Annotated in this window: 18 protein-coding genes and 1 riboswitch; of the genes, 14 read left to right on the forward strand and 4 right to left on the reverse strand. The window is 44.4% G+C overall.

What is annotated here, in order from left to right:
- Window positions 1–16: 16 nt before the first annotated feature.
- The gene (gene metE / locus BMW79_RS17185) at window positions 17–2,320 is read right to left on the reverse strand and encodes a 5-methyltetrahydropteroyltriglutamate--homocysteine S-methyltransferase (RefSeq protein ID WP_089896703.1); all 2,304 of its coding nucleotides are present in this window, start codon (window positions 2,318–2,320) and stop codon (window positions 17–19) included.
- Between the two features lie 151 nt (window positions 2,321–2,471).
- A riboswitch (cobalamin riboswitch) is annotated at window positions 2,472–2,670 on the reverse strand.
- Window positions 2,671–2,794: 124 nt separating this feature from the next.
- Here metE and BMW79_RS17190 point away from each other — a divergent pair.
- The 3 genes from BMW79_RS17190 (at window position 2,795) to BMW79_RS17200 (ending at window position 4,584) form a co-directional block, all read left to right on the forward strand.
- Window positions 2,795–3,298 carry an Lrp/AsnC family transcriptional regulator gene (locus BMW79_RS17190; RefSeq protein ID WP_245752516.1) on the forward strand — a complete coding sequence of 168 codons (504 nt, stop codon included), beginning with the start codon at window positions 2,795–2,797 and terminating at the stop codon, window positions 3,296–3,298.
- Between the two features lie 24 nt (window positions 3,299–3,322).
- Window positions 3,323–3,670 carry a hypothetical protein gene (locus BMW79_RS17195; protein ID WP_089896704.1) on the forward strand — a complete coding sequence of 116 codons (348 nt, stop codon included), beginning with the start codon at window positions 3,323–3,325 and terminating at the stop codon, window positions 3,668–3,670.
- Between the two features lie 179 nt (window positions 3,671–3,849).
- On the forward strand, window positions 3,850–4,584 hold the full coding sequence (locus BMW79_RS17200; RefSeq protein ID WP_089896705.1) for a 3-keto-disaccharide hydrolase: 735 nt from the start codon (window positions 3,850–3,852) through the stop codon (window positions 4,582–4,584).
- Window positions 4,585–4,716: 132 nt separating this feature from the next.
- Here BMW79_RS17200 and BMW79_RS17205 read toward each other — a convergent pair whose 3' ends face one another.
- Complete coding sequence (locus BMW79_RS17205; protein WP_089896706.1) at window positions 4,717–5,466, reverse strand: DeoR/GlpR family DNA-binding transcription regulator; 750 nt, start codon at window positions 5,464–5,466, stop codon at window positions 4,717–4,719.
- 150 nt (window positions 5,467–5,616) lie between these two features.
- On the opposite strand from BMW79_RS17205, the gene BMW79_RS17210 reads away from it, so the two are divergent.
- The 7 genes from BMW79_RS17210 to mgrA all read left to right on the forward strand — a co-directional run bounded on the left by BMW79_RS17210 (window position 5,617) and on the right by mgrA (window position 11,913).
- Window positions 5,617–6,792: an MFS transporter gene (locus tag BMW79_RS17210; protein ID WP_089896707.1), complete on the forward strand. Its 1,176-nt coding sequence runs from the start codon at window positions 5,617–5,619 to the stop codon at window positions 6,790–6,792.
- A 121-nt stretch (window positions 6,793–6,913) separates the two neighbouring features.
- On the forward strand, window positions 6,914–7,789 hold the full coding sequence (locus tag BMW79_RS17215; protein WP_089896708.1) for a sugar phosphate isomerase/epimerase family protein: 876 nt from the start codon (window positions 6,914–6,916) through the stop codon (window positions 7,787–7,789).
- Between the two features lie 46 nt (window positions 7,790–7,835).
- Window positions 7,836–8,225, forward strand: coding sequence for a VOC family protein (locus tag BMW79_RS17220; protein ID WP_089896709.1), 390 nt, complete (start codon window positions 7,836–7,838; stop codon window positions 8,223–8,225).
- A 5-nt stretch (window positions 8,226–8,230) separates the two neighbouring features.
- Entirely contained in the window at window positions 8,231–8,836 is a 606-nt protein-coding gene (locus BMW79_RS17225; RefSeq protein WP_177192215.1) for an HAD family hydrolase, read from the forward strand.
- 193 nt (window positions 8,837–9,029) lie between these two features.
- Window positions 9,030–9,911, forward strand: a complete 882-nt coding sequence (locus BMW79_RS17230) for a helix-turn-helix domain-containing protein (RefSeq protein ID WP_089896711.1) — start codon at window positions 9,030–9,032, stop codon at window positions 9,909–9,911.
- Between the two features lie 68 nt (window positions 9,912–9,979).
- Window positions 9,980–10,717 carry an SDR family oxidoreductase gene (locus BMW79_RS17235; protein ID WP_089896712.1) on the forward strand — a complete coding sequence of 246 codons (738 nt, stop codon included), beginning with the start codon at window positions 9,980–9,982 and terminating at the stop codon, window positions 10,715–10,717.
- 164 nt (window positions 10,718–10,881) lie between these two features.
- Complete coding sequence (mgrA, locus tag BMW79_RS17240) at window positions 10,882–11,913, forward strand: L-glyceraldehyde 3-phosphate reductase (protein ID WP_089896713.1); 1,032 nt, start codon at window positions 10,882–10,884, stop codon at window positions 11,911–11,913.
- A gap of 95 nt (window positions 11,914–12,008) precedes the next feature.
- Here mgrA and BMW79_RS17245 read toward each other — a convergent pair whose 3' ends face one another.
- A complete protein-coding gene (locus tag BMW79_RS17245) occupies window positions 12,009–12,812 on the reverse strand; it encodes a helix-turn-helix domain-containing protein (RefSeq protein WP_177192216.1) in 804 nt (267 codons plus the stop codon).
- Between the two features lie 126 nt (window positions 12,813–12,938).
- Window positions 12,939–13,976 (reverse strand): SDR family oxidoreductase, encoded by a 1,038-nt coding sequence (locus BMW79_RS17250; protein WP_089896714.1) that lies wholly within the window; start codon window positions 13,974–13,976, stop codon window positions 12,939–12,941.
- A 421-nt stretch (window positions 13,977–14,397) separates the two neighbouring features.
- On the opposite strand from BMW79_RS17250, the gene BMW79_RS17255 reads away from it, so the two are divergent.
- The 4 genes from BMW79_RS17255 to BMW79_RS17270 all read left to right on the forward strand — a co-directional run bounded on the left by BMW79_RS17255 (window position 14,398) and on the right by BMW79_RS17270 (window position 20,328).
- On the forward strand, window positions 14,398–15,234 hold the full coding sequence (locus tag BMW79_RS17255) for an STM3941 family protein (RefSeq protein WP_089896715.1): 837 nt from the start codon (window positions 14,398–14,400) through the stop codon (window positions 15,232–15,234).
- Window positions 15,235–15,332: 98 nt separating this feature from the next.
- On the forward strand, window positions 15,333–15,905 hold the full coding sequence (locus BMW79_RS17260) for an RNA polymerase sigma-70 factor (protein WP_089896716.1): 573 nt from the start codon (window positions 15,333–15,335) through the stop codon (window positions 15,903–15,905).
- A gap of 65 nt (window positions 15,906–15,970) precedes the next feature.
- The gene (locus tag BMW79_RS17265; protein ID WP_089896717.1) at window positions 15,971–16,933 is read left to right on the forward strand and encodes a FecR family protein; all 963 of its coding nucleotides are present in this window, start codon (window positions 15,971–15,973) and stop codon (window positions 16,931–16,933) included.
- Between the two features lie 125 nt (window positions 16,934–17,058).
- Window positions 17,059–20,328, forward strand: a complete 3,270-nt coding sequence (locus tag BMW79_RS17270; protein ID WP_089896718.1) for a TonB-dependent receptor — start codon at window positions 17,059–17,061, stop codon at window positions 20,326–20,328.
- The last annotated feature ends 17 nt before the right edge of the window (window positions 20,329–20,345 follow it).

A 20,345-nucleotide genomic window follows, 5' to 3' on the forward strand; every position in this document is an offset into this window, starting at 1 on the left:
GTAGTTATTGTAATTTTTATATTGTTCCTGCCACGCTGATCTGCTCACGTGCCTGTTTCGCTGCCTGCACCATATTTTCCAGTGCAGCTTTGGTTTCAGGCCATTTGCGGGTTTTCAGGCCGCAGTCAGGATTTACCCAAAGGTTCTGCGCGGGTAGCAGGTCTGCGGCTTTTGTCAGCAGCGATACCATTTCCTCCTTGCTCGGAACGCGCGGAGAGTGGATGTCGTACACACCGGGTCCGATCTCGTTAGGATATTCGAAGTGGGAGAACGCGTGTAACAGTTCCATCTGTGAACGGGATGTTTCGATGGTGATTACATCCGCATCCATGGCAGCGATGTGTTCAATGATATCGTTGAACTCACTGTAGCACATATGTGTATGGATCTGTGTTTTGTCTTCCACACCGCTGGCGGTTACACGGAAGGCTTTTACCGCCCAGTCCAGGTAGTGAGGCCGTTTTGCTTTACGTAAAGGCAATCCTTCACGGATAGCTGCTTCATCGATCTGAACGATACCGATGCCGGCTTTTTCCAGCGCCACAACTTCATCACGGATGGCCAGTGCGATCTGGTTGGTAGTGATATCGCGGGGTTGGTCATCGCGTACAAATGACCATTGCAGAATGGTCACAGGACCAGTCAGCATACCTTTCATCTGTTTCTGGGTTTGTTTTGCAGCGAAGGTGATCCAGCGCACGGTCATGTCCTGCGGACGGCTTACGTCACCAAAGATTACCGGAGGTTTCACGCAACGGCTACCATAACTCTGTACCCAGCCGTTCTTGGTAAACAGGAAGCCATCCAGTTGTTCGCCGAAATATTCCACCATATCATTTCTCTCAAATTCGCCGTGAACCAGCACGTCGATGCCCAGTTCTTCCTGCCAGCGGATCACTTCTATTGTAGCATCTTCGATGGCTTTTTCATACTGCCCGGTGGTAAGGTCGCCTTTTTTGAATTTAGCACGCAGCTGACGGATATCGTCGGTCTGCGGGAATGAACCGATGGTAGTAGTAGGGAATGCGGGAAGGTTAAAGCGTTCGCGATGTAGCTGTTGGCGTACAGGGAATGCACTTTTGCGGGAAGCATCGGCTTCGGTGATGGCTGCTACACGATCTTTTACCTGTTGTTTGTGTACTTTTTGAGAAGTCCTTCTGCTTTCGATGGCTTTTTTGTTCGCTTCCAGTGGTGCGTTGTCACCTGCTGCAATCTGCTTCAGTTCTACCACCTCTTTCAGTTTTTGTTTAGCAAAGGCCATCCAGTTTTTGATTTCCGGATCGATCGCTGTTTCCAGATCAAGATCGATGGGGCTATGCAGCAAAGAGCAGGAAGGAGCAATGATTACACGGTCACTGCCCAGTTTGGCTACTGCCTTATGAATGTAGGCCAATGACTTTTCGTAATCATTTTTCCATACGTTACGTCCGTCTACTACACCTAATGAAAGTTGCAGATTTGCGGGAATCAGTGCCAGCACTTCCTCCAGCTGTTCAGGCGCACGTACCAGATCTACGTGCAGGGCGGCTACCGGAAGATTTACTGCTATCTGTGTATTATCCAGCAACGCTTCGAAATAGGTAGCGATCAATAATTTCACGCCACTTACCTGTTCGGCTATAGCACGGTAAGCATATTCAAATGCTTCTTTATCTTTTTTAGAAAGGTCCAGTGCCAGGCAAGGTTCATCCAGCTGGATCCACTGCGCGCCCTGTTGTTTCAGGCGATTGATTATTTCTACGTAAACAGGTACCAGGTTTTTAATCAGGTCGATACGTTCAAAACCCTGTTCTTTTTCTTTACCCACCAGCAGATAGCTAACGGGGCCTACCAGTACGGGTTTGGCTTTGTCGCCAAGTGTTTGTCTGGCAGCAGTATATTCGTTGAATACTTTTTCGGAGTGTATCTTAAATGACTGGTGAGCGGTGAATTCCGGCACGATGTAGTGATAGTTGGTATCCATCCATTTCGTCATTTCCATCGCGGTAATATCGAGGCCGTCTTTCTGATAACCTCTCGCCATCGCGAAGTACAGGTCAATTTCGCTGTTACCTTTTACAGCAGACACAGGTGCATAGCGCTGTGGAATAACACCGAGCAGCAGGCTGGTATCCAGTACCTGGTCATAATAACTGAAATCGTTGCAGGGGATGAGGTCAATACCGGCTACCAGTTGGGTTTGCCAGTTTTCTTCCCGGATGATGCGGGCGATCTGGTGTAATTCTTCCAGACCGATCTTGCCGGCCCAGTAGGATTCACAGGCTTTTTTCAATTGTCTTTGGCCACCAATGCGCGGGTAGCCGAGGTTTTGCGTTAGCATCTTTTCCAATGATTTAATGAAAAATTTGTAAAAGTCTCTCGACGGGCTTCTACGGCCAACTGCGAAAAGGGCATACTGCGGCATGCAGGAAAGGGAATTTCCTGTAAAAAAATACCATCAGATCAGACCATTTACTTTATTGCGCGAAAGCACCGTCTATCCGGAAGAGGCAGGTCTCCTGACTTATAACATTTCAGCCGCCCTTCCCGTCCTTTTACAGACAGTGGGCATTCTCCGGCTGAAACTGATGAGTGTTACTTACAGTTGCGCGACAGCCCGTGATTTGCACACGGTTCCCTTTTAATCTCCCGTCGGACTCTGACGGGAAAACCTATTCCGGTTTGATAATTAAAGTAAGAACTAGCTTGTATTTAATTCCGCACAAAGCTATTAATTTGATTTAATAGATGGTTAAAGGAGGAAATATCAGTAAAAAAAAATATTTTGAGGCGTTTTAAAAGATGAATCAACTGTTTGAGGTTGATTAAAGGTATCAAAATAGAAAATTATTCTATGGAAGAAATGCTGGATCAAACTGATCTCCAATTACTTAGGCTGCTGGCACTGGATGCCAAAATCACCACTAAAGATCTGGCAGCTAAGGTGAACCTGTCCCCATCACCGGTTTTTGAAAGAATAAAACGGTTGGAAGCAGGTGGCTTTATCAAAAGGTATATTGCCTTAATAGATGCGGAAAAGCTGAATTACGGTCTGATCATTTTTTGCAATATCAAGCTTAAGCATCATGATAAAAATATCGGACATGATTTCGTAACAGATATCATGAAACTGGATGAAGTAGTGGAGTGCTATAATATTTCGGGCGACTACGATTTTTTGCTGAAAGTATATGCAAGAGATATGAAGCATTACCAGGATTTTGTATTTAATAAACTGGGATCAGTAACGAGCATAGGCAGTACACATAGTACTTTCGTGATGTGCGAGAATAAGAATACATATAATATTAATTTCTGAGAAAGGTATATCGAAGAAAAGAACATGGGCTTATTTAATGTATTGACAGCAAAAATCTCCTGTCCGGATTGTGAGGAGAAACATGACGGGAGGATTCAATTTAAGTTTGGTGATACCTGGCAATTTGAATACGTAATGGGAGATACTATTACATGGGGAGGCAATGATATCGGAAGTGCCGGCCTAAAGCATGTTAAGGCCTATGGCATCATTGAATCCATCATCTGCCCCTTTTGTAATAAGGAGAATATTGCAGAGGAGTATGACATTTTTATAAAAGAGAATGTAATAGTAGCCGCAGTTAGAATTGAAAGCATGAAGGATTATCTGGATGGAAATGGCGAGTATGTTCCGTTCGGAGAAGAGATCTGAAAACAGGCCGGCGTTTCCGGCTGTACTGCATAATAAGGCTTGTGAGTGAAAACTTACAAGCCTTATTCTTTTTAAAGAATGGTATATTTTTATTTGCAATTAACTGCAAATTTGCATTTATTTGCATGATTGCTTTTCGATCGCGTAGCATACCTATTACTCATTCCAGATAATTTTTTATGAAAAAACTCTCCGTATTAATCGCTGTAACAGCTGTCCTCTTTACCGCCTGTGGCTCTCCAGAGGTTAAAGACAATGAACTTTCCGGGAAAGAAAAAGAGCAGGGGTATCAGTTGCTGTTTGATGGCAAAACTTTAAATGGCTGGCATCTCTATAATCAGGGTGATACTGCCTCTGCCTGGGTTGCCCAGGATGGGGAACTGAAATGTCTTCCCGGCACGGATGCCGAACATGGAGACCTGGTAACTGATCAGGAGTTTGAAAACTATGAACTCAGTTTCGACTGGAAGATCAGCAAAGAAGGAAACAGCGGTGTATTCATCAATGTAGTGGAACATCCAGATAACCCCACTGCATGGGCGTCAGGTCCGGAGTATCAACTGCTGGAAAAAGGGCATCATGATTATGAAAAAGAAATGAAGCGTTCCGGCTGCCTTTATAGTTTCTCTCCACAGTTAAACCCGGTGGAACTAAAATCGTTGGAAGACTGGAATCATTCTGTGATCAGACAGGAAGACGGGAAAATTGAATTTTTGCTCAATGGCGTAGTAACTGCTAAAGAAGATTTCAAATCCGATCAATGGAAAAATGCGGTTGCCAATAGTAATTTCAAAAGTTTCCCTGCCTTCGGCAAACAGACAAAGGGACGCATTGCCCTGCAGGACTGGAATAAAGGCATCTCTTTTAAAAATATCAAAATAAGAAAGATAGAAAAAGCAATGGCTGCTTTATAATTGCGGACATTTATCACCACGCCTTTTTCGGAGTTGCTTGCAATAAGAAAGCAGTTCCGGAAAAGGTAAGATAACCGTCGTCATTTCTGTTTTAACCTTGTCCTGCTGTTTGTGGAATAAATGAGCAGGGGATCAGATGATTTTGAGGTTGTTAAAACGCAGGTCATCCAGTTTGGGATCATCACCTGGAAGTTCAGTTACCAGCACTTTAATTTCGGGAAGCCCGCAAACGATGAAAGGTTCGTTGGTGCCTATTTTTTTGCTGTCGCTAAGAACAGCCACTTTTTTAGCCCCTTTCAGCATTGCTTTTTTTACAGCTCCATCTTCCCTTATTGCGGAAGTGATGCCGAATTCTTTTGAGATCGCGCAGGTACCCATCAGGTAAAGATCCACTACAAATGCAGCGGCCTCTTCACATGTTGCGGCGCCTGTATTTGTTTGTGTGATCCTGTCATATTTCCCCCCAAGTACAATAACCTCGATATTCCGGAATCTGGCCAATAGAGGCACCAGGGCCATATTATTGGTGATAATCCTTAAAGAGGCATCGATCGGTAAATACTCCGCTACTGCGCATATCGTAGTGCCACCATCCATAAACACACTCATCCCGGTTTTCAGCAAATGCTGTACTTTCATGGCTATCACTTCTTTTTCGGTCGACTGAAAATCAGCACGGTCCTGGAAGGTAAGCGGGGTTTTGTCGCGTGAGATGGCGCCTCCTCTGACTTTCGACAGCAGGCCATTTTCGTGGAGATAGTCAATATCTCTCCGGATGGTGTCCTCGGATACTTCCAGGTCTGCAGACATCCCGCTATACGTAACCGTCCCTGTATCCTTCAAACTGGAAATGATATGCTTGAATCGTTTTTCTCTGATCATTTGCAACAAATATAATTGTTTCAATCTTTCGCATAAAATCCTGCTATCATAAACCACTTTGAATATTAACAGCCCCGTGACATGCGGAAAGTCTCTTACTAAGTTATGCGTTAATTTGCAAATTTGCAACAATTTGCATTAATTTGCGGTATGGAAAATAATAAGGTAACGACGGAAGCCAAAAAAGCGACACAATATATATTTCTGGTGTGTGGACTTGCCATATCGAGCTGGGCTCCTATGGTGCCTTTCGCAAAAGAGAGGTTACAGCTCAACGACGGGAATCTTGGTTTACTGCTACTGCTGCTCGGCGCCGGGGCAATTGCTATGATGCCGCTGAGCGGATATTTTTCCAGACGTTATGGTACCCGTATCGTTATAATGATTTCAGGACTAATCGCCGCGATCTCTTTGCCAGTATTGTTATTGATGCCCAATCCCTGGACAATGGGAGCCGCGCTTTTTATTTTTGGCGCCGGAGTTGGCGCTATTGATGTAGCCATGAATTCTCATGGGATCCATGTTCAGAACCGATATGGACGCCCCATTATGTCATCCCTTCATGGGCTTTTCAGTGTTGGCGGACTATGTGGCTCTCTGGGGCTGGGATTATTAATGAGAGCAGGGCTTGATCCGTTAACTGCCGCTATTTTAATTTCCGTATTGCTCATAGTCATTCTGCTCTGGAAATATTCGTCTCTTTTTTCCAAACAACAGGAAGACGAGGGCCAGGAAGCGCATGCAGGTGAAGAAAATAAAGTAGAAGCCAGGTCAGGATGGTTTAGCCGCAGGGTAATTCTTCTTGGTGCGGCATGTTTTGCTGTATTTCTATCAGAAGGAGCCATCCTCGATTGGAGCGCTCTCTTTTTAAAAGAGAACAGGGGCGTAGATGCTGAACTGGCTGGCGTTGGCTATGCCGCTTTTTCGATTGCCATGGCAGCCATGCGGCTATTAGGAGATCGCATTATAGAACGACTGAATGCCAGAAGTGTAGTGGTAGGTGGTGGCCTCATCGCAGCGTTGGGAATTTTCATTGCTGTAGGAACGCCCTGGGTGCTCACTACGTTGCTGGGCTTTGTACTATTGGGAATAGGCGCGGCCAACATCGTACCTGTTTTCTTTAGTGAGGGCGGCAGACTTAAAGGAATTCCCGCTTCCACCGCCATTCCCGCAATAAGCACAATGGGCTATGCTGGCCAGCTCGCCGGCCCTGCATTGCTGGGATTTATCGCTTACCACTTTTCCCTCACAGCAGCACTGACCTTTACGGGAATACTACTTTTGAGTGTTGCGCTGACTTATGCATTCAGGAAACCCGGTGTTTAATTACAGCCCCCGCAAAGCAGAATAGATCACATTTTTGATCAGGACCTGGGGTAATCGGGCTAATACCTTACACCTACTTATAGTAAGAAATCACCAGACAGTATTTTAAACAAAAACACATATGCGTAAATCACAGAAATCAATATCAGGAATTGTACTGATTGCCATCTTGTTCTTCACCGGAATATTCACGTCAAATGCACAAACAAAGAAGGACGTTGGCCTGCAGCTTTACTCTCTTCGCGAATTACTGCCGAAAGATGTAAAAGGAACATTGGAGAAAGTTTCTCAGGCAGGTTATACCCAGGTAGAGCTGTACGGGTTTAATATCAAGGATCAGTTCTGGGGCTTAACGCCGGTAGAACTCAGGAAAATCCTGGACGAGTATCATCTGAAGCCCATCAGCGGCCATTTTAATATGACGCCCTATTTTGAAACCGGTGATGAAGCCGAGCTGAAAGCAGCTATTGATGCCGCTAAAATTTTAGGGCTGAAATATGTTACTATTCCCTGGCTTGAGTCAGATGTGAGAAACAGTGCTGCGGATTATATATCTGTGGCAAAGAAACTCAACTATGCAGGTAAGCGATGCAAGGAAGCCGGACTCAGACTGGCATATCATAACCACGACTTTGAATTTATCAGGTATGGTAATGAAACAGGAATGGACATCCTGTTAAAGAATACAGATAAAGCGCTGGTTGATTTTGAAATGGATATTTACTGGGTTATCCGTTCCGGTCTTCAGCCGTATGCACTTTTCAAGGCCAATCCCGGAAGGTTTGCGATGTGGCATATTAAAGACATGGATAAATCAGATCCGCATCTGAATACAGAAATTGGCGCAGGAACAATCGACTATAAGGCAATTTTCAAACACGCCAAACTCTCCGGAATGAAATATTTCTTCGTAGAGCATGAAAGTAACTATAAGCCTGATATGATTGGTTCCATCCAGCAAAGCAACCGTTTCATAAAACAGCAGATTCTGAAATAAACCCTTATATAAAGGAATTTCAATTCTACACTAATACCACCCGCATATGAAAATTGAGCATTTAGCCATCTGGGTAGATGACCTGGAACAAATGAGAAAATTTTATCTAAAATATTTTGATGTTGTAAGCGGAGAAAAATATACAAACCCTAAGAAAGGGTTTACTGCCTATTTTTTGACATTTGGAGAAAGCAAAACCCGCCTGGAATTAATGAATAGAACGGACATCGTGAATGAACCCGACAAAAGAGGATTTATGAAGGGGATCGCTCATTTTGCTATTTCCGTTGGAGGAAAGGAAGCGGTAGATAGCCTGACAGAAAGACTTAGAGCCGATTACTATTTCATTGAAAGTGAACCACGGACAACAGGTGATGGATATTATGAAAGCGTGGTGTTAGATCCGGAAGGGAACTATTTGGAAATCTCAGCTTAGATATTATGATTAACACTATCGTATTTGATTTTGGCGGCGTATTGATTGATTGGAACCCAAGACATTTTTACAAAAATGTTTTTTCCAATGACCAGGAAATGGAGCATTTTCTTACAGAAGTATGTAGTGAAGCATGGAATCTGCAACAAGATAAAGGCCGGCCGTTTGCAGAAGGGATCGCCCTTTTGAAAGAGAAGCATCCGGAACACGCAGAAAACATTGCGCTTTTTTATAGTAGCTGGGAGCAAATGTTAAACGGAGAAATTGCCGGAACGGTAGATATCTTAAGACGATTAAAATCAAAGTACAAGATCTACGGATTGACAAATTGGTCTTCCGAAACGTTTCCCGTGGCCCTTGAAAAATTTGAGTTTTTAAAGCTATTTGACGGTATCGTTGTATCGGGGATTGAAAAAATCATCAAACCGGAGAAAAAGCTATTCCAGGTTTTATTGGATAGATATGATCTGCATTCAGCAGATTGCCTTTTCATTGATGATAATATTTTAAATATCAAAGCGGCGATTGACCTGGGTTTTCATGCCATACATTTTACAAGTCCGGAGAAACTAAAAACGGATTTACAGGCATTGAAGGTCGTTATTGATTAAAAACATGCGTAATAAGCGCCGGCAAAGTAACGCTTTCTTTCAGCGGGATGTCCCAAAAAATGAATCTGTCCGATTCGGGGGGAATGAATACATTTGGTTTAACTTTCAGGATCAGGGAAAGGCATATAACGGAGTGTGCAGTTGAGAGGAAGCGGCTACCTTGCCGGCATACACATGGATAAATTAATCAATAATGGAGGAGACGACAGGGTTACTGGAGAAGATCAGGCAACATGATAAATTATCGATTGCCCTGAACGAAAATTGTACGATCCTATTACCGGAAGACGTGATGCGTGTGTTGCGTAAACCCCACCGGCTTTCGTTTTATTATTTCCAATACATGGAAAAGGGAACGGCGACATTCAAAACCGATTTGAACGAATTCACTATAAATACCGGGGAACTGGTTTTCGGATTTCCCAATCAGATCTTTACCAAGTTGCCCTATGATATTAACATGCGGCAATACGCGCTTTCATTTGACGAGCAGACATTGACGCAACTACCCGGTGCATATCCGTTTCTCGTTAATCCTTTTAATGTCAATACCATGACCTTTGATCCTGCTACGCAACAGCGGGTGAAAAACTTGTTGTCAGGGCTGTTTCAGTTGTTGCATACCTCCGGAAAACAAAAAAAAGCCGAGGTCATCCTGGCGCATCTGCATACGTTACTGACGGAATTTAATACTGCTTATTTTGAGCAATACCAAAGTCAGCATGGTACTACCGGCTCCAAATTGTCGAAGTACATCGCTTTTAAACTGGCGGTAGAAACCCAACTGACCGAGCAGCATGATGTGCAGAGTATAGCAGACCAGCTGGCGTTGACTTCCAGTACCCTTTATGCCATTGTAAAGGAATTTGGCGGTGTTTCTCCGAAGGAATGGATAATAAACCGGCTCATGATGGAGGCGCAGCGGAAATTGCAATACTCCGATATTTCGGTCAAGGAACTCGCATATGAACTGGGATTTAGCGATCCCGGCTACTTCTCCCGGCTTTTCAAAAAGAGTATCGGTAAGAGCGTTAGCCAGTACCTGGCTGAATTAAAGGATTTGTCCCACAATTAAAAAGATTTGTCCCCATCGTCCGTTTTACCGCTGGCTACTTTTGCTTATCACTAAAAAAGATAAGCAGGATGAAGTCAGCATTAGTAACAGGAGCCAACAAAGGAATTGGTTTTGAAGTAGCCAGAATTCTCGCTCAACAAGGTTTTTTCGTTTATTTAGGTAGCCGTGATTCCAGTCATGGGCTGGCAGCAGTTGAAAAGCTAAAGGCGGAAGGACTTACGCATGTTTTAGCCGTGCAACTGGATGTTACCAGCCAGTCATCTGTTGATGCAGCACAAAAGATCATTGCCGGCAGTACAGAGGTGCTGGATGTATTGGTAAACAATGCAGGCATTGGCGGAGAGTTTGATCAATCGGCCCTGGACACAGGAATAGATCAGTACCAGTCCGTTTTCGATACCAATTTTTTCGGTGTAGTCAGGGTTACGCAGGCATTTATTCCTATGATGAAACGGTCGGCAGCCCCAAGGATCGTCAACGTAAGCACCGCTATGGCATCGCTTTCCCTGGCAGCGGATATTGGGAATGCGAGATATCCTAAAAGATATGTCATTTACCAGTCGTCCAAATCAGCCCTGAATATGTACACGGTACAATTAGCGTATGAACTCCGGGATACCGCATTCAAGGTAAATGCCGTTTGCCCCGGTTGGACAAAAACAGATTTTACCAATCAGCAGGGAACCAGTACACCAGAGGAAGCCGGACAACGTATTGCCAAATATGCACTGATAGGGGATGACGGACCCACTGCGCAATATTTCAGCGAAGAATACTTTCCGGCGCCGGCAAATTGTCCCTGGTAAACAAGCGGGCGTAAAGCAGGATAGATGAACAGGTCGTTTCCAAGAGAGACGGCCTGTTTTTTTTGACCAGGTGAGTTGCACTACTGCTGCCCGGCACCGGCATTCGGGTTTGAATATTAATAACCGTTTTGGTAACTTGTAAAGCAAAATTAAATATCAACAATATGAAGTGGATACCCAAAGATAATCGCTACGAAAGCATGGTCTATAACCGTTGCGGGAATAGCGGATTGATGTTACCTGCTATATCAATGGGATTATGGCATAATTTCGGGGACGATACCCCTCACGCCAGGAAGGTCGACATCTGTACTACTGCATTTGATCTGGGCATTACACATTTTGATCTCGCCAATAACTATGGGCCTCCTCCGGGAAGTGCGGAACTTGCCTTTGGAAGAATCCTGCGGGAAGAATTTGCGGGATTAAGGGATGAGCTGATTATTTCTTCAAAAGCCGGATACAACATGTGGCCTGGTCCTTACGGCGAATGGGGCAGCAGGAAGTACATCACTGCCAGCTGCGATCAGTCGCTTAAGCGGATGGGATTGGAATACGTGGATATCTTTTATTCCCATCGTTATGATCCCAATACTCCTTTGGAAGAAACTATGTTGGCGCTGGATCAGCTGGTGCGCTCCGGTAAAGCATTGTATGTGGGAATATCGTCTTACAATTCTCAAAGAACAAGGGAAGCGTATGATATTTTGAAATCTCTGGGTACGCCGTTTATTATTCATCAGCCAAGTTACTCGATGTTAAACAGATGGGTAGAAGAAGACGGGCTGCTGGATACATTGGAAGATCTGAAAGTTGGCTCCATCGTTTTTTCGCCATTGGCACAAGGAATGCTTACCGATAAATATCTTAAAAGTGTACCTGAAGATAGCCGGGCGAAACAGGGAAAATCATTGCAGGAAGGCTTCCTTACTGAATCCAATATAGCGCATATAAAGGCATTGAATGCTATTGCGGCTGAACGGAATCAGACGTTGGCCCAGATGGCTATTGCCTGGGTGTTGAAGAAAGGCCGCGTAACTTCCGCGCTCATAGGAGCCAGCAAGGCGCAACAGGTGATCGATTGCGTGGGGGCTATAAAAAATATTGAATTCACCGATAGTGAGCTGAAGAAAATTGATGAATATGCAAAGGAAGGTGGCGTTAATATATGGAAGCAATCTGCTGAAATAGCCTGATCCCGCTTCCGGCATGATGATTAACAAGGCTGTAAGGAGCAAATAGCTGCTTACAGCCTTTCTTTATTGCCGGTTATCAGGAAGAAGAAGTGATGTCATCCGCATTCTGTAGGATTATATCCAAAATGTTTCTTAAATGCAAAAGAGAAATGCGACAGGTTTTCAAAGCCTGCATCGATGAATATTTCGCTGGGTTTATATTTTTTTACTGCAATCTGGTAATGTGCGTGCTCCAGTCTTTTTTGTGTAAGCCATTTTCCCGGAGAAGTGTTAAACAGCTTTATAAAGTCTTTTTTAAAAGCACTCAGACTACGACCGGTGAGCAAGGCAAATTTTTCAAGTGGAATATTGAACCGGAAATTTTGTTCCATAAACTCCAGGAGATTTACCTTGCCCGGCTGGTTGAAAGTACTGAGCAACCTCCTGACATCGGGATTACACGCATCCAGCACAGTAAGGCATTCCGCAATTTTGATGTCCGCCAGCGTTGGTGGTAATTCTTCCTGCAATTCGAAATAAGGTACCAGCGAGCTAAACAGGCTTTCCAGTAACGGATGTTTTTCCAGTGCGAGATGCCCTGTCCATTTGCCTCCATCGGGATTATCGATGTCGGAAGCATAGAATTTTCTTATCAGTGCTTCCGGGAACAGGATGGAGAGTGACCGGAACGGCACACCATCTGTTGGCAGTTTTGCTAACCGGCCCAGCTGCCTGCATGGAATAAGCAGGGTAGTTCCCTTTGTAAAACGATGCAGCTGATCGGCATAAGATAATTCCAGGATTCCTTCAAACACGTATACCAGCGCATGTTGATCCAGTATCATTTCCCGGCTGTAATGATTCTCTCTCTTGCAGGAAACAAAAATTCTACCTTTAATATGTGCTGCAGGTTGCTCCATATAACTAAGTTAACAAATAACTCCATATCTGCCCGGGACGAGATCCTTTGTAAGTATCAGCTGTTGAGGCAGATGCCGCCAGTATATAAAAGCGGTATACCGGCACTGATGTTTTGTAATTTTTGATCAATTCACCAGTCCTAGCCTGATCAGGCTTTCTGCTGTGGCGTAAACGGCTTCCCGGTTACTTCTTGGATGCCAGTCCAACAGACGGGTTGCTTTATCGTGACTCGCTTCTTTAGTGACCCCCAGAAAAGGAACTATCAATTTTATTTTTGAATTAAAAAGCGCGGTAATTCTGATCAGCCAGTCAGGGATTTCTTTACCTGGAACTTTGGCGGCCTCATCGCCAAAATTTTCACGTAATATATTCGCGATGTCCAGCATAGACATGGCTTTGCCGGCTACTGCAAGAAAACGTTCTCCGTTAGCCACCGGATTTATCATGGCAGATACATGCAGACTGGCTACATCACGCACATCTACATAACCAAACCGCATTTTGGGAAGTCCCTTCAGCTTACCAGACAGCATCTGGTGTATCATCTGTATAGAGTGGGAATAATCGGCGCCGAGTACAGGACCCAGTACGCCAAATGGGTTTACCACAGACAGCTCCAGCCCATTGCCCTCATTTTTGATGAACTCCCACGCAGCCCTTTCAGACAGCGTTTTTGATTTCTGATATGCCGGAATATTTTTGTTGGGATCTGACCAGTCTTCTTCTGTATAAGGTGTTTTTTTATCAGTTCCAAAGCCAATAGCTCCGAATGCAGAAGTGAGTACTACCCGCTTCACGCCGGCATATTTCGCGGCCCGCAGCACATGTAACACGCCATTGACCGCAGGTATGATGAACTCGTCCTCATGTGTGGCATCAGGACGGGGAGTAGGGGACGCGGGATGGATAACATATGTGCAGCCCCGGACGGCTTCCTGCCAGCCATCTTCCTTTGACAGATCCGCTTCCACAAATGATAAATGATCAAAGTCTGATATACCACCGGTAGATAACATCTGTTTTACGTCGGCTATACGATTAAGTGACCGCAGACTGGCCTTAACTTTGAAACCTTTATTCAGCAAAGCGATAATACAGTAGCTGGCAATAAATCCGGAGCCACCTGTTACCAGCACCATTTTATCGTTATTGGATATGTCCATATTGTTATTTTTTACAAAAGTAGATACAGCCAGGTTTTAATACTTTGCTTAAAAGTTGTTTTTACTTTGTTTAAAAGGTTTAGTGGCGTATATTGTTATTGGTCATGACTTTTTAATTGTGGTTGTAAGTATTTCCCCATAATATCCAGGGAAGGATTTTGTTAAGCCGGTTTGTGTTTTTACCCCACAGATTAAATCTTAATTTAATTTTTTTTGTTAGAATTAATATACTATGCGCACCATTACTATTGAAGAACATTTTGCTACCCCGTTGTTTCTTGAGGGGCAGAAAGAAACCACATTGCCTGGCAAAAACGCAGAGGCACTGCTGAAAATTTAAACAGAACAGGATAAGATTGTTAAATATAGAATTGTACAGGACATGGTATCAGTAGAACAAGCAATAAAAAGGGGCCGTCGTATGATCACTTACCCATTTTTGTTGATCATTATTATATCCACGGGCATCACTTTCAGCTTTCCCTTGTTGATCAATCAAATAATATTGCTGCCTTTCCTGCTTCCGCTGGGGTTGCTGCTGGGATTATTATACCGTGCCTTTGCTATTCCCAAATGGCGTATATGGGCGTTTGCCAACGTAAGAAATGTGCATGAACTTTCCCGCAGGGCGGCTTACGCCGGATTAATATTTGAAGAGGGAAATAAATTCCTGTCAAAAATGGAGATCTGGTCCGCAGCAGATAAAGCACAATGGGAACAGCTCCAGGTCAGGTTTCAGACAGCAGACATATTTATCGAAGATCCTGATGTGCCCGCAGAAACCATCGTTTACTTTTCGAAAGCCGCCAAGCTTTTTTTCATTTTCTTGGGGTTGCTCAGTGTTTCTTTTGGATTGCTGCTCATTTTCCTGCCACAAACAAAGCCATTCAGCGCTGGCAGCATATGGGGATATTGCTGGGGGGCTTTTCTGATTTTGAGCATGGGCTATTTTACCTATATAAACGCGAAAGACCTGTTTAATAATAAGCCGCAACTCACTATCAATAATGAAGGCATCGAATGTGTGAATACCCGGTTTACCAGTTGGGCGGACGTACGTGATATCGATATTGTGGTACGGGGTTCAGGGAAGTCGCGCAGTCTTCACCTGGTGTACCGGCATTCTTATGGCACCACCGATCTTCACCTCGACGGCTTTAATATGAGCCGGAAAGAACTGGATAAACGGATAGGAATTTACCGGGGCAGATTTGCCCGGCGGCAGACGCGTCCGGGGAGTAGCACAGCGTTGTTTTAAAAAGGGGGCGGCATCTTTACGCTTAAAACTGCAACCATTTAACATTGCAATAACATGCAGCGGCTAACTTCGTGTACCAAATTGTCCTGCAATCAACCATGTACACAGAGCTAACTGACATTGAGTTACTGGAACGGATCAAATGCGATGATATACCTGCATTTGAGGCATTGTATCATCGTATGTGGGAAAAGCTGTTCCTCTTTGCGCAAAGCCGGCTTAAAAGCAAGGCAGACGCGGAAGACGTAGTGCAGCAGGTTTTCATGAATATCTGGGAACAGCGCTCTGTGAAAAACATTACCGGCTCCTTATCCAGCTATCTTTTTACCGCCGTCCGTTATGAAGTCATTGACCAGCTGGCAGCCATGTTGAAAGACCAGCAGAAGCTGGTACATGTAGAAGCGCACATCTTGCCGGGTTTTAATCAGACATTGGAAAATTTGCTGGCCAAAGAAATGGATAAAGAAATTTCTGAACATATTCAGCATATGCCGGAACAGATGCAACGCATCTTCCGGTTAAGCCGGGAAGAGCAGCTGAGCCCCAAAGAAATAGCTAAAACCCTTGCCATTACAGAGAAAACCGTCCGAAACCAACTCAGTATCGCGGTAAGTAATCTGCGCCCGCTGGTAAAAGAGAGCCTCGTTTTATTACTGATCCTCCACTCATAACAATTTGGTAATACAGCCGACCGGGATAAAATGCCCCTTTTCCGGGCATATATAAAACGGTCTTCATGGAGTTACACGAATTACAGCAAATCATACATAAATACCGGCAGGGAACAGCCACTCCGGCGGAAATCCGGCTGGTAGAAACCTGGTTGCTGCAAACAGGAAGCGAAGCCACCTGGTCGTCACCCACCGAACGGGATGTAACGGAAGCGCGTATTTTAAGCAAGCTGCGTACAGGTATAGCGATCACACCAAAGGTGCGCCGCCCCTACTGGCAGCATCCGCTTATTCGTATAGCCGCCATGTTTATATTGTTCGCAGGCATCAGCTATACAACCTATCAATACCGTTATCACCTGCTGGATTATCTGAACCCTGTTGAAAGATTAACCGTCAGCACAGGTGCCTACGACATAAAACAGGTGGTACTCCCCGATAGCACGCTTATCACCCTTGCGCCGCATAGCCGTCTTACCTATCCCGGGAAATACCGTGGCCCTAAAAGAGAGGTAACACTCAATGGTAAAGGCTATTTCAGCGTTACCAGGAACCAGCAGCAGCCGTTTTGGGTACATACAGAAAGTATAGATATACACGTACTCGGAACTTCCTTTGTGGTGAATGATCAGCTTCAGGATAGCACCGCAGCTGTAAGCGTATTGACAGGAAAAGTGAACGTAAGCCACCAACAGGAATTCCTGGCTATCCTTACCCCAAATAAAGGGGTTCGTTTTAATAAATCCACCGGAAAATCAAGTATCAGGGAAGTGGATGCAGCCATGCAAACAAACTGGATAAACAAACGCCTGGTATTTGAAACAACACCCCTGACAGAAGTCCTGAAAACGTTGCAGGATCACTATCACATCGTTATTCAGTCAACCGTGGAGTTAGAAAATGGAAAGGTATTTACGGGGACATTTACCACCACTGATTCACTCACCGATATGCTCGATATTATCACTATTTCAACAGGCTTGAAGTATCAACCTTTAAATCATCATACCATAAAACTATACCGGTAAAAAACCGGAAGCGTCTCGCGAACGCCCCGGTTATACTTTAAAAAATGCCCATTGGTCATGGGATATTTCATTGATGAAGTCAATGAAACAGGGACACTTTTTTTCAAAAATAAACTAAAAACGGAATGAAAAGATTTTTATGTAGTGGTAAAGAGCGGGTACTAAAACAATGGGGCCGTATGATTACCTGTTTCTTTACAATTGCTTGTATGGCATCTGTTGTGAACGGACAACAGATGGTACAACAAAAAATCACCATTGCCTTTAAGGCGCAAAGCCTGGCCGATTGCCTGGAAAAAATTACTGCGCAAACAACTATTCGTTTTTATTATGAAGGCAACGAACTTAGGCAAAGCAGTCAGCAACACACCGCTGGTTACAACAACCAGCCCTTATCTGTTATATTAAATAAATTACTCGAAGGAACAGGATTTACGTGGCAGGAAGTCAATCAGAAGATCGTGATCAGAAAGATAAACGCCAATGACCCTAAAAAGCCTGGTGCGTCTCTTCCACAAAAAACTCCCGGTAAAATAACCGGTAAGGTAGTGGATTTTGAGAATGGTGATCCGCTTGTGCGTGCGACCGTTAGTATTGAAGGCAAGCCGTACAACGCCACTACCGACGAAAAAGGAAATTTTAGTTTGCCCGGTATGGAAGCGGGAAATTATACGTTAGTGGTATCATACGTGGGATATAAAAAAGGCCGTGTCGAAAATATAAAACTGACAGATGAGAAAAGCCTGGTAATAGACGTAAAGTTGCAGGCGGGCGGTGAAGACATGATTAACATGAAGGGCGTTGTAGTAACTGCCAGGAAAAGCAAGCGGGTGGCCAATACTACAGATGCGCAACTCGTCAATGAAATTTATTCCGCACAATCAGTTATCTCCGGTATTTCCAATGAACAGATCTCCCGCACGCTCGACCGGGATGCTGCTGAAGTGGTAAAACGGGTATCTGGTGTAAATATATCTCCCGATAATTTCGTAATTGTTCGCGGACTTGGAAAACGGTATAACCTCACTTTTCTGAATGATGCCATGGCGCCAGCCACTGATGCAGACAGCCGGTCTTTTTCATATGATGTGCTTAGCAGCAATGCCATTGACCGCATGGTGGTATATAAATCACCCTCCGCCGATTTGCCGGGTGAGTTCTCCGGTGGATTGGTGAAAATATACACCAAGAAAAGCCAGTTGACCCGCCAGGTGGATATACAACTCTCCACCCAATACCGGCCTAATTCTACTTTCCATGACGTATGGTCATATACAGGCGGGAAGTACGATTTTTTAGGTTTCGATGACGGCACGAGAAAGTTGCCCAACGGAATTCCAAGGGCAGAAAAATTTAACCACCTGACGCCGGCAGAAAATGCCTTGTACTCGCGGCAGTTTAAAAACAGCTATGTTCTCAATAAATCCTATCACGCTATTCCCGACCTCCGGTTCAACATAAATTATTATGACGCCTGGAAGATAGGAGGGAAAAGCCTGAAAAACCTCACCACAGTTGCCTATACCAATACTCACGAACAGCGGGAAACGGAGCAGAATTCTCTATACAAATATCACGATAGTAAAATAACGCAGGGCATTCATGCTGCGCGTCTTTCTCTGCTGCAGAGTAATGAGATACAGCTCAATAAGCAACTGTCTGTTGAACTTCGCAACTTTTTTAATGTAAACAACCAGCGTGTCGCCATGGAAGACTATCTCCAACTGGAAGACTATCCCGGCAATGAATACAGGCATACCAACCTTTATTATGTAGAGAACCGCCTGTATTCAGGTCAACTGGCAGGTACATATCTTTTGGGCGCCGACAAAAGAAACACCATAAAGGCCAATCTGAGCTTTTCCAGCATACAGAAACAGGAGCCAGATAACCGGGACTATACCCTTAGCCGCGACGCCCGGCAGAAAACGCCGTGGATCCTGGGAACAGAAGTTGTTTCTTATTACATGCTGTCGAGAGCATTTAATGATGTAAAGGAAAAGAGCTACCAGGGAAATGTCGATCTTAATTATCATATCAATGATACCTGGGGTTTCAAAACGGGTTTCTATCATGAAACCAGGGCCAGGGACTTCAGTAACCGCACATTCATCCTGCTTAACGGCGTAAATCTGTACGATCCTAACCTGGCGATCAACGGTTCCAAACTCTCCGGGGAAAATGGGAATGTACTGGCTAATCACAGTATAGAAGAGAAGTATCTCCAGCATTATTTTAATACAGATATGTTCAGAGAAGATGGTACCGGTTATAGATGGGTAGAGAAAACGACACCGAATAACCAGTATTATGCTGATAATGTTATATCTGCCGGCTATCTCAGTACAGACATCAACCTGCTGGAAAACCGTTTGAATGTATTGGGTGGCGTAAGAGTGGAAAATAACCGTTTCCGGATTCTGGGCAGCTATGAGAATGGCCTCGCCGCTTATCCGCTGGTGGTAAACCAACCTATCACTTCCGTATTGCCTTCGGTAAATATTTCTTACAAAGCCGACAGCAATTTCATCATCCGTGTTGGCTATGGTAAAACGTTGAACAGGCCCGAGTTCAGGGAAGCCGCACCAGTGCAATATACCAGCTACGTAGATAAAGAAACCTATACCGGTAACCCGAATCTTACTACGGTAAACATACATAACACAGAACTGAGATTGGAGTGGTATCCAAATAGCAGCCGGAAGAATGAAATGATGAATATTGGCTTCTTCTACAAAAGCCTGGATAAACCCATTGAAAGATTCCGGCAGATCTTTTCGGAAGGATTTGACCAGCTGGTATATACCAATACCGGTAAGGCCACTGTATATGGCATAGAAGCAGAAGTGAGAAAGGATTTTGATTTTATACCGGGTGGATTCTTCCGGAAAATATCTACCGTAATAAACGGCAGTTGGTTTAAAAGCAATGTGGATGTACCTCCCTTGCCGCAGTTTATTGGCTATAGCGCCGCGCGTTCCCGTCCTATGCAGGGGCAATCGCCTTATCTGATCAACGCATCCCTGAATTACGAAGATGCCGGAAGAGGCACCAAGGTATCTTTTACCTACAACCGGGCTGGCGATTACATTTATGCAGTAGGCGCCAACAAAGGAGAGCGCCTGGATGCAGATATCATGTTAAAGGGCCGCGATCAATTGGATATTACCTGGAGACAGCGTATCAGTAAGGTTTTTAGCATCAATGCAGGTGTACAGAACGTGCTGAACGCACCTGTATTATTTTACCAGGACTGGAAAAATAACTACCACTACGATAAACAAACCAGTCCGATTCCTGACCAGGGGACAGGCTTATACGAAGCCTCCGACCTTATTTTCCGCAAATTCTATCAATACCCTTATTACTCGTTTGCGGTGAACATGATTTTTTAAATGATAATTAAACAGCA

This window comes from Chitinophaga arvensicola (assembly GCF_900110835.1).
GTDB lineage: Bacteria > Bacteroidota > Bacteroidia > Chitinophagales > Chitinophagaceae > Chitinophaga > Chitinophaga arvensicola.